Below are 9,414 nucleotides of genomic sequence, written 5' to 3'. Positions count from 1 at the left end.
ACGGCGAAACACCACCACGGCGGGAAACCCGACAACGTGGGGGGCGCCGCAAAGCGCAACGGCGAAAACCACCGCGGCGGGTCAGCCGACCACGTGCGGCGCGCCGCAACGCGCACGGCGGGAAAGCCGACAACGTGGGGCGAGCCGCAAAGCGCAGCGGCGCGGTGGCGAGAAGGCAGCGGTACGCATGTCCAGATAGCGTGCGGAAAGAGTAAAAGGCGGAAACGGAGCTGGCGTTCGCGCCATCATCGGCGGCACAGGGGGCCGCGGCCTCGGGGGAAAACGAACGCGTATGGGGTGGAACATGTCGCGTTGGAAAGGGCTGCCCGACTCGCTGGACCATCGAGTGGTGCGGCTCGTCGTGCAGTTACGCAGGCTGAAGGACCACAGCGGGCTGAGCCTGGCCTCGCTCGCCGCCGGCACCTCCTTCAGCAAGTCTTCCTGGGAGCGCTATCTCAACGGGAAGAAGCTGCCGCCGCGGGACGCGGTGCGGGAGCTGGCGCGGGTCTGCGGCGGCGATGCCACCCGCCTGCTGGCGCTGCACGAGGTAGCCCTGGAGGGGTGGCACGCGGAGCGGGCGGAGCCGGCCGCCCCGCCGGTTCCGGAGCCGCCGGCGGCCCCGGATCCGCCGGCCCCGGAGCCGGCAGCGGGGGGCGTGCCCGCCGCGGCGGCCGCTCCGGCGCCGGGCAGCCGGATACCCGTCGGGCCGCTGGTCCTGAGTGCGCTGGCGGTGCTCGTCGTGGCCGGTGTGGCGCTGCTGGCCAGCCGGACCTGGCAGGACGGCCCGGCGAGCGGGCACGGCGGGGACACCCGGACGGCAGGCGGGACGCCCACTGCCGCACCGTCGTTCATCCACCGGCTCGGGGAGACCTTCGAGTGCCGGGTCCGGAGCCGGGCGGGGGTCCTGTCCGCCGGGCGCAGCCGTACGGACACGGCGATTCTGGGCAGCGGCGCGACCGGCTGGGACGTCGTCGAGGCGCAGTGTCTGCTGCACCACCAGGGGTGCGACCCGGGCGCGGTGGACGGCATCGTCGGCGGGAAGACCATGCGCGCCGTCAAGCGGCTCCAGGCCCGGGCGGGGCTGCCCACGGACGGGATCATCGGTCCCGACACCTGGAAGGCGCTGCGCCGGTGAGCGGACCCGGCAGCGAACTGCGCGAAGGCGTCGGGTGTTCCCTGCTGGCCGCGGGGCTGCGGGAGCTGAAGGGGCGTACGGGGCTGAGCCTGGTCGGGCTCGCCGCGCGCACGCCGTACAGCAAGTCTTCCTGGGAGCGCTATCTCAACGGGAAGAAGCTGCCGCCGCGGGACGCGGTCGAGGCGCTGTGCCGGCTGGCGGAGGAGCCGGCCGGACGGCTGCTGGCGCTGTGGGAGCTGGCGGACGCCGACTGGAGCGGACGCGGCCGGTCGGGCACGACACCGGGCCGGGCCGCGGCCGACGCGGCGCGGAGGGGGCCTGCCGGGGAGAGGACGGCCCGTGCCCCGGGGGCGGCGGTGATCGCGGAGGCAACACTGCCTCGGGCGGCGGCCGGGCCCCCGAAGGAAGGCGTGCCCGCGGCGGCGGCCGGGCCCCCGGCGGAGGGCGCAGGGCCGCAGGCCGTGGCGGGGCGGAAACCGCCGCCCCGGCGGGGAGTTGCCGTGCTGGCCGGGGCCTGTGTCGGCGTAGTGGCGCTCGTGCTGGTGCTGGCCTTCCGGGACGGGGTGCGGAGCCCGTCCGAGGGCGCCACGCCCGGGGCGTCCGAGACGACCGGCTGCCGGGGCGCGGCGTGCGACGGCAAGGACCCGGAGTCGATGTACTGCGACCGTCCGGAGCAGCTGGTGACGCCGGCCGAGCGAACTGCCGCCGGGGGAGAGCACCTTGAGATCCGCTACGGCACGGTGTGCGGCGCGGTCTGGGGCCGGCTCCGCGGCGGCCGGGTCGGGGACCGGATCGAGGTGTCGGCTCCGGGGGCGCGGCCGCGGTCGGTGCGGGTGCGCGACCGGTTCGACGCCGAGGGGTACCTCGTCACGCCGATGGCCGCGGCCCCCCGTCCCGACGGCCTCCGGCTGTGTCTCTATCCGGCGGGCGGCGGCGCCAGGGAGTGCGTCACGGGCTGAGGGCGACGGGCGACGGTGACGGGTGGCAGTTGACGGGTGACGGTGACGGGCGACCGCCGGGCCGGGCGGTCGCGGAACGCCTGCTGCGCGCCACCCCAGCGCACCCCAGCGGTGCCACCCAGCCACGCCCACCCCTGACCTTTTTCCTTCGCTCCTGGCCGATTCTTATCGGAATTCGTACGGAATTCGTAGGGTCGCGACCGGAAATGCCACACTGCACGGGCACGAAGTGTGTGCGGACGAGAGGTACATGTCCGGATACTTCCGTGTGCCCTGAAGCGGTTGCCGTCCTGACCAGGAGGCAGCCGTGGGGCGGCAAGGAGGGCGGGCCGGGGGAGCCGCGCATAGGCACGTAGCGGGGGGATAGGGGGAGGCAATGCCTCGCTGGAAGGCGCTGCCGGAGGAACTCGATCCGCAGATACGGGAGTTCACCGGGCAGCTGCGCAGGCTCATCGACCGCAACGGGCTGAGCGTGGCCGCCGTCGCGGACAGCACGGGCTTCAGCAAGACGTCCTGGGAGCGCTATCTCAACGGCCGGCTGCTGCCGCCACTGCGCGCCGTGCTCGCACTCGCCGAGCAGACCGGCGCGCACCCCTCGCACCTCACCACGCTCTGGGAGCTGGCCGAACGCGCCTGGAGCCGGTCGGAGATGCGCCAGGACGTGACCATGGAGGCGATCCGCGTGGCGCAGGCGCGCGCCGCGCTGGGCGAGTTGGACCCCGAGTCGGCCGGGGACGCGCCGCCCGCGACCGACACCAGGCCCGAGAAGTCCAGAAAGGGCGACAAGTTCTGGAAGGGCTACAAGGGCGGGACAGGCGAAAAGGGCGGGGAGTCCGGCGAACCCGGGGAGTCCGGGAAGTCCGGGAAGTCCGGACCGGCGCCGCAGTCGCAGCTGCCGTCGAGCGCGGACTTTCCCTCGTGGGGCGCGGCGGCCCCGTCCCCGGACGCGGCGCCCGCCGAGGGGAAGACCGGTCGGCGCGGCGGCCGTTACCGGACACCGATGATCCTCGTCGGTGCGGCCGGTGCCGTGCTGATGGCCACCGCGGCCGTCCTGCTGCTGAACCCGGGAGCCGAGGCGACGAAGAAGGCGGCGGCCCCCAAGCCACCGGTCGCCCCGCCGCCGCGCGTCCAGTCGGCACTGCCGGACGGGGTGCGCTGCACCGGTGACGAATGCGCCGGCAAGGACCCGGAGAAGATGGGGTGCGGCGGGCAGCATGCCATCACGCCGTCCCGCGGACTGGCGGGCCGCACCCTGATCGAGGTCCGCTACAGCACCGTCTGCCACACGGCCTGGGCACGGCTCAGCCGTGCCGCCCAGGGTGATCAGGCCACCATCAGCGCCGGCGGCCACCGCGCCACGGCGCGCGCCGAACGGGCCGGTGACGCCTACACCCCGATGGTCGCGGTGTCCGGGGACCCGGCGAAGGTCGCGGCCTGCGGGACGACCGTGGCAGGCGTGAAGGGCTGCTCACGGCCCCTTCCGGTGACCGCGGCCGGTGCCACGGCCCCCTCCGGCGCCCCCTCCGGGACGGCCCGCTAGCGCGTCACGACGACCGGCCCGGCGGGCGACCGCCGGCCCGCTCCGGCCAGGTGCACGCCCCCGGAGGTTGTCCGAAATACGGGGGGCATGCCCTCCGGTATCCCGGGCAGACGACGGTTATCCCCCCACGGGTGTGGCACCACTGGGCGGCCGCCCGCACTCCCCCCTCCATAGCGCGGGCGGCCGCCGCCCCTTCGGGGGCACGCCTGTAGAGCCCCCCGCACAGTCGTCCGCGGACCGCCGTACGGACGCCGCGGGGGCACCCGGTGAGGTGTTCCACACCGGCCCGGCGCCTTGGGCGGTCGGGGGTCCGATAGCCTGACGGCCGGGTCTCTCGATACCAAGAGACCTCGCTAGCTGGGCAGGGACACCCACCGCCAACCATGGTGGTCCAGGGGCTTGCCCCCGGAAAACACCGCGCAGGAGATCGCCATGACCCGCACTCCCGTCAATGTGACCGTGACCGGCGCCGCCGGCCAGATCGGTTACGCACTCCTCTTCCGCATCGCTTCCGGTCATCTGCTCGGCGCGGACGTGCCGGTCAAGCTGCGCCTCCTGGAGATCCCGCAGGGTCTGAAGGCCGCCGAGGGCACCGCCATGGAGCTCGACGACTGCGCCTTCCCGCTGCTGCAGGGCATCGACATCTCGGACGACCCGAACGAGGCCTTCAACGGTGCGAACGTCGCGCTGCTCGTCGGCGCCCGCCCCCGTACCAAGGGCATGGAGCGCGGCGACCTCCTGGAGGCCAACGGCGGCATCTTCAAGCCGCAGGGCAAGGCCATCAACGACCACGCCGCGGACGACATCAAGGTCCTGGTCGTCGGCAACCCGGCCAACACCAACGCCCTGATCGCCCAGGCCGCGGCGCCGGACGTACCCCGCGAGCGCTTCACCGCGATGACGCGTCTGGACCACAACCGCGCGCTCTCGCAGCTCTCGAAGAAGACCGGCACCCCGGTCTCCGAGATCAAGAAGCTGACGATCTGGGGCAACCACTCCGCCACCCAGTACCCCGACATCTTCCACGCCACGGTCGCCGGCAAGAACGCCGCCGAGACCGTCAACGACCAGAAGTGGCTGGCCGAGGAGTTCATCCCGACCGTCGCCAAGCGCGGTGCGGCGATCATCGAGGCCCGTGGCGCGTCCTCCGCGGCCTCCGCCGCCAACGCCGCCATCGACCACGTCCACACCTGGGTCAACGGCACCGCCGACGGCGACTGGACCTCGATGGGTATCCCCTCGGACGGCTCCTACGGCGTCCCGGAGGGCCTGATCTCCTCCTTCCCCGTCACCACCAAGGACGGCGCGTACGAGATCGTCCAGGGCCTGGAGGTCAACGACTTCTCCCGCGAGCGCATCGACGCGTCGGTGCAGGAGCTGGCGGAGGAGCGCGAAGCCGTCCGCGGTCTCGGCCTCCTCGGCTGACCCACCGCCGCGGCCGCCCCCGTCCGGGCGGCACCGCAGCACCGCAGCACCGACGAGCCCGCACGGTCCACAACGGCCGTGCGGGCTCGGTCATGTGGGCTCGGCCCGGTCATGCGGGATGGGCCCGCAGCTCGCTTTCGTGGGCCTCTTGGCGATCGTCCGCCGTCACCGGCAGGCGCGCGCCCCGGCTGTCGGCGACGCGAAGTACGTTGCCGAAGGACTGCGTCGTCGCCCGCAGCGCCAGCCGCAGCGCGTGTTCCCCCGCCTTGCCGTCGTCCTGCACGGCCACCGCGCCCTTGAGGACCTCGGCGCCGTCACTCAGCTGCTCCGCCTCGATCTCATCGGCCAGCCGGGACAGCACGCCCCCGGCGCCGTCCGCCGACAAGTAGCACGGCTTCCCGCCTTCGCCCTCCCACGGCAGCAGGCGCAGCCCCGGCAGGTTCGCGGGGACGGCATCCCGGTCGTAACTCATGCTCATTGACTCCCAGAGGTTGGTTGCGCGAGAAGGCGGCGCAGTTGTCAGAACCACCCGTTACGTTGGGTGTGTTCAGCGTTGCGCCCCGTAGCGCGGAGAGCAACGTCGGACGCGTGACACTCGCCATCTGGCACCAAGGGGGATGCGGTGAGCCGACGACGACGCAATGCAGAGAGTGCACCGGCAGCCACCAATGCCGCCGTGTTCGGGGAGGTGCTGAAGCACTTCCGGGAGGCGGCGGGCTTCACGCAGGAAGAGTTGTCGAACAAGATCCCGTGCGATCGGTCGCAGGTGGCCCGTGTGGAGGCGGGCACGCGCGTCCCGCAGGACACCTTCGCCAAGCAGTGCGATGAGCTGCTGGAGACGGGCGGGGTGTTGCTGCGGTTGTGGGGGCGGATCGACTGGTATCCGGAGGTGCAGCATCCGGACTGGTTCGAGCGGCGGGCGGAGATGGATGCGGAGGCGGTAGCCCTCTGTGCCTATCAAGAGCAGGTCATCCCGGGGCTCTTGCAGACGCCTGACTACGCACACGCACTGTTCAGCCGTCGCACCACGAACGCCGAGAAGGTGGAGGAGCGAGTCCGGGCGCGACTGAGCCGACAGCAGCGCTTCCTGGCGGCCAACGGCCCGTTGTACGTGGCCGTTCTGGATGAGAGCTGCCTGCGTAACGTCGTCGGAAGCCCGGCGGTCATGCGTGACCAGTGCGCGCACTTGCTGAGGGTCGGGCAATACGCCAATATCCGCGTTCAGGTTGCCCCGGCCGACCGTGCCGAGGTCCGGCGACCGAAAGCGTCCATGGCTCTGATCACGCTGCCCGACGGGGAATGCTGGCTCTACTCGGAGTCTCTGGAGCGCGGTCATTTCCACGACGATCCGGCCGTCTTCGCCCGCCACAGCCAGACCTATGATGTGCTCCGGGCGGATGCTCTGTCAGCCCCCGAATCCGCCGCGCTGATCGGCGACTTCATGGAAGGGTACGGGGACCATGGACAAGCACCAGCTGAGCACGGCGATATGGACCAAGAGCAGCTACAGCCACGACGATGGCGGCGACTGCATCGAAGTGGCGCTCACCTGGACGAAGAGCAGCTACAGCGACCGCGACGGCGGCAACTGCATCGAAGTAGCCCCCGGTATCCCCGACGCCGTCCCCGTCCGTGACAGCAAGGATCCGCACGGCCCCGTGCTGGTCTTCCCGACCGGCGGCTGGTCGTCCTTCGTCGACGCCCTCAAGGACGGGGCGTTCCCCGCGGCCGTCTGACCCTCGCCGGGACCCGCAGCGACCTTGGGTTATCGCGCTGACACGGAGTGCTCGGTTCCCTTATGCTGCGGCTTCGGTACCGCCCCGCGTCCGGACGCCGGCGCGCGTTCGCCAATCAGGCAGCGGGGGCGGCCAGTTGGTATTCGGGGGAGGACGATGACTCGGACGGATGTGCCTGCGCAGCCCGGTGAACCCGGCGGTCCGCAGCGGTTGCGGAAGACGCCCGGAGGCTCCCCGCCTCCGCCCCCGCCGCTCGTCCCCGTCCCGCCGGGCGCCAGTGAGGCCACCCGGCTGCTGTGCGCCGGCAGCTACCTGGACGACACCTTCCGCAACGCGGTCATCGACGAGCTGTACGTCCACGAGGAGCGGTTCGCCGCGCCCTCCCTGGGCATCGACGCCGCCCGGGTCCTGGCCCACGCGCTGCGCGCCCGGCGGCTCCAAATGGGCTGGGCGGCGGCGATCCTGGCGGTGTGGATCATGTCGATCCCGCTGTCCCTCGGCCTCGCGGGGCTCTATTTCCTCCCCGTCTTCCTCATGGCGCTGGGCCGCGCCGTCCGCAAGGCGCCGGTCCCGCAGTGGCTGGCCCGTTCCCTCGCCGCCGGCCTGCGCTGGTACGGCCGGCTTTCGCTGGCCCTCCTGTGGCTGACGCTGCTGGTGACGGCGTTCGGCGGCACGGTCGGCATCCTGAGCACGGGCTGGCCGTTCTCCTCGCTGCTCCCCGGCGGGCTGAGCTCCCTGACGAGCGACGTTCCCGACGGCTACAGCTCGTTGGGCAGTTCCTACAGCGGCGGGGCGGGCGGCGGATCCGTGGGCGTCGTCCTCGTGCTGGGCGTGTGGGTCGCGCTGCTGTTGCCGCTGATGGTGGCCCTGCTGGTCGCCCTCCAGCGCGGGCAGTTCGCCCGGGCGCTGGCGCACGAACTGTCCAGGGAGCGCTTCCCCGACGTCATGTCCGACCCTGCTGAGCGGGCCCAGGGCTACCGCTTCCAGCGGCTGCGGGAGCGGGTGCGTATCGAGCAGCACGGGCCGCTGGTGATGTACCGGGCGGCGAACCCGTTCTGCGGCGCCGGATATCCGTACAAGACCTGGTCGTTGTCGGTGGAGCTGAACCCCCGGGCGGACCGCGATCCCGAGCCGCTGGACAACAGCGCGATCCTGGCCCGGATCGTCCCGCTGGTGGAGGCGCTGCGGGTGCCGTCGCCGCACGGTTCGCCGGAGGTGGCGGCCGCGGTGCGCGACCGGCTGCGCGCGATGGAGATCGACGAGTGCGTCTTCCTGCCGGCCGAGGGGCTGCCGACCCGGGCGGCCGCGCCGTACGCACCCGAGGCGTTCGAGACGCATCGGGCGGACGCGGTGGAGGAGGGCGGCGAGACCCGGCGGCACTTCCTGCGCATCCGGGTCGGCGGCTGGAACGAGGGCATCGTCACCACGGTGTTCGTCCGGGTGCACACCCAGGGCGGGATGCTGATGCTGGAGGTCGCACCGCACGTGCTGTGGCCGCTGCGGCAGCACTTCCAGGACGCCGACCGGCTCGCCCACCAGTACCGGCACCACCACCACTTCGGTAAGGCGGTGTGGGCGCTGACCCGCACGCCCCGTTCGGCCGGGGACGCCGTGATGACGCTGGTCCGCGGCCTGTTGTCGGCCTGGCGGCTGGCCACCGCGGGGCACGGCGCGGCGCTGCCCGAGGGCCCCGGAGCCGCCGTACGCGAGCTGGGCTCCTACGGGGAGTCCTCGCTCTTCCAGGAGATGGACGTGGCCCGCTACCTGAAGACCATTCAGCAGCGGGTGGCGGCCGGGGTGACCACGGCACTGCGCGAGGCCGGTTACCAGACCGACGAGTTCGAGCAGCGGATCGTGCATGTCGCCGAGGGCGGCGTCTACGTCGAGTCCGCCCAGGGCGCCGTCGGCATCGGCGACCACAACACGATCAACCACCACACCACTCATGGCGGCTCCGGCCAGAAGGGAAGTGCCCAGCGTGGCAACGGCTGACGAGCGCGGCAACGGCATCCACATCGGCAGCGTCCGGGGCGCCTTCGCCATCGGCGACCACAACACCGTGACCCATTACGAGGGCGGGGCGGCCCCCGCGGACCCGGCGCAGGAGGAACTGCTGCGCGCCGTCCGGGCGCTGCGCGACGATCTGTCCCGGGCGGTGCAGAGCCCGCAGGTCACGGCGCTGAGCGGCGAACTCGCCGAGACCGAAACGGAGATCGCGGACACCGGTGCGGCCGGGCCCGGCCGGGTGGCCCGGCTGCGTACGGCGCTGGCCGACGCCGGGGCCGTGGTGGGCCTGTTGGCCTCCGGCGCCGCGGTCGGTCAGGCGGTCGCGGCCCTGGCGGGGGGCTGACGATGAAGCGCGGCGGCCAGGCCCGCTGGAACAACGAGACCCAGCGCTGGGAGGACGGCACCCCGCCGCCCGCGCCGTACACCGGTCCGCCGCCGCCCCGGCCGTCCTTCACCCCGTCGGTCGGCGGGGACGGTGCGGGAGAAGCCGCGGCCGGCGGCAGAGCCGATGAGGCGGCGGACGCCGCGCCTCCCGCGGACCCCGGCCCACGCACCACCTACCCCTACCCGCACCCCAGCGCCTTACCGAAGTGGTGGTGGTGCCGGTACTGG

8 protein-coding genes and 2 pseudogenes are annotated in these 9,414 nt (G+C 72.8%); 9 read left to right on the top strand and 1 reads right to left on the bottom strand.

What is annotated here, in order from left to right:
- Window positions 1-304: 304 nt before the first annotated feature.
- The 4 genes from EST92_RS29155 to EST92_RS29140 all read left to right on the top strand — a co-directional run bounded on the left by EST92_RS29155 (window position 305) and on the right by EST92_RS29140 (window position 5,059).
- Window positions 305-1,135 (top strand): peptidoglycan-binding protein, encoded by an 831-nt coding sequence (locus tag EST92_RS29155; RefSeq protein WP_129283696.1) that lies wholly within the window; start codon window positions 305-307, stop codon window positions 1,133-1,135.
- Window positions 1,132-2,094: an XRE family transcriptional regulator gene (locus EST92_RS29150; RefSeq protein WP_129283695.1), complete on the top strand. Its 963-nt coding sequence runs from the start codon at window positions 1,132-1,134 to the stop codon at window positions 2,092-2,094. Before EST92_RS29155 ends, EST92_RS29150 begins: the two co-directional genes overlap by 4 nt.
- Window positions 2,095-2,470: 376 nt before the next feature.
- Window positions 2,471-3,634 (top strand): XRE family transcriptional regulator, encoded by a 1,164-nt coding sequence (locus tag EST92_RS29145; RefSeq protein WP_129283694.1) that lies wholly within the window; start codon window positions 2,471-2,473, stop codon window positions 3,632-3,634.
- Between the two features lie 432 nt (window positions 3,635-4,066).
- On the top strand, window positions 4,067-5,059 hold the full coding sequence (locus EST92_RS29140; protein ID WP_129283693.1) for a malate dehydrogenase: 993 nt from the start codon (window positions 4,067-4,069) through the stop codon (window positions 5,057-5,059).
- 109 nt (window positions 5,060-5,168) lie between these two features.
- On the opposite strand, the gene EST92_RS29135 is transcribed toward EST92_RS29140, so the two are convergent.
- The gene (locus EST92_RS29135) at window positions 5,169-5,531 is read right to left on the bottom strand and encodes a hypothetical protein (RefSeq protein WP_129283692.1); all 363 of its coding nucleotides are present in this window, start codon (window positions 5,529-5,531) and stop codon (window positions 5,169-5,171) included.
- Between the two features lie 150 nt (window positions 5,532-5,681).
- On the opposite strand from EST92_RS29135, the pseudogene EST92_RS29130 reads away from it, so the two are divergent.
- The 5 genes and pseudogenes from EST92_RS29130 to EST92_RS29110 all read left to right on the top strand — a co-directional run.
- Window positions 5,682-6,431 (top strand): annotated as a pseudogene (locus EST92_RS29130) (helix-turn-helix transcriptional regulator); the annotation flags it as partial.
- 88 nt (window positions 6,432-6,519) lie between these two features.
- Window positions 6,520-6,795 (top strand): DUF397 domain-containing protein, encoded by a 276-nt coding sequence (locus EST92_RS32465; protein WP_129283691.1) that lies wholly within the window; start codon window positions 6,520-6,522, stop codon window positions 6,793-6,795.
- Between the two features lie 156 nt (window positions 6,796-6,951).
- The gene (locus EST92_RS29120) at window positions 6,952-8,787 is read left to right on the top strand and encodes a hypothetical protein (protein WP_129283690.1); all 1,836 of its coding nucleotides are present in this window, start codon (window positions 6,952-6,954) and stop codon (window positions 8,785-8,787) included.
- Window positions 8,774-9,145, top strand: a complete 372-nt coding sequence (locus EST92_RS29115) for a hypothetical protein (protein WP_129248488.1) — start codon at window positions 8,774-8,776, stop codon at window positions 9,143-9,145. Before EST92_RS29120 ends, EST92_RS29115 begins: the two co-directional genes overlap by 14 nt.
- Window positions 9,146-9,147: 2 nt before the next feature.
- Window positions 9,148-9,414 (top strand): annotated as a pseudogene (locus EST92_RS29110) (hypothetical protein); the annotation flags it as partial.

The sequence above is a fragment of the Streptomyces sp. TM32 genome (assembly GCF_004122755.1).
In the GTDB taxonomy this organism is placed as follows: domain Bacteria; phylum Actinomycetota; class Actinomycetes; order Streptomycetales; family Streptomycetaceae; genus Streptomyces; species Streptomyces sioyaensis.
The sequence above is the reverse complement of the archived record's forward strand: the minus strand, read 5'-3'. Positions and strand labels throughout refer to the sequence as shown.

Coding starts and splice junctions, on each gene's coding strand:
- EST92_RS29155 (WP_129283696.1), top strand. CDS start 305: ATGTCGCGTTGGAAAGGGCTGCCCGACTCGCTGGACCATCGAGTGGTG.
- EST92_RS32465 (WP_129283691.1), top strand. CDS start 6,520: ATGGACAAGCACCAGCTGAGCACGGCGATATGGACCAAGAGCAGCTAC.
- EST92_RS29145 (WP_129283694.1), top strand. CDS start 2,471: ATGCCTCGCTGGAAGGCGCTGCCGGAGGAACTCGATCCGCAGATACGG.
- EST92_RS29135 (WP_129283692.1), bottom strand. CDS start 5,531: ATGAGTTACGACCGGGATGCCGTCCCCGCGAACCTGCCGGGGCTGCGC.
- EST92_RS29120 (WP_129283690.1), top strand. CDS start 6,952: ATGACTCGGACGGATGTGCCTGCGCAGCCCGGTGAACCCGGCGGTCCG.
- EST92_RS29140 (WP_129283693.1), top strand. CDS start 4,067: ATGACCCGCACTCCCGTCAATGTGACCGTGACCGGCGCCGCCGGCCAG.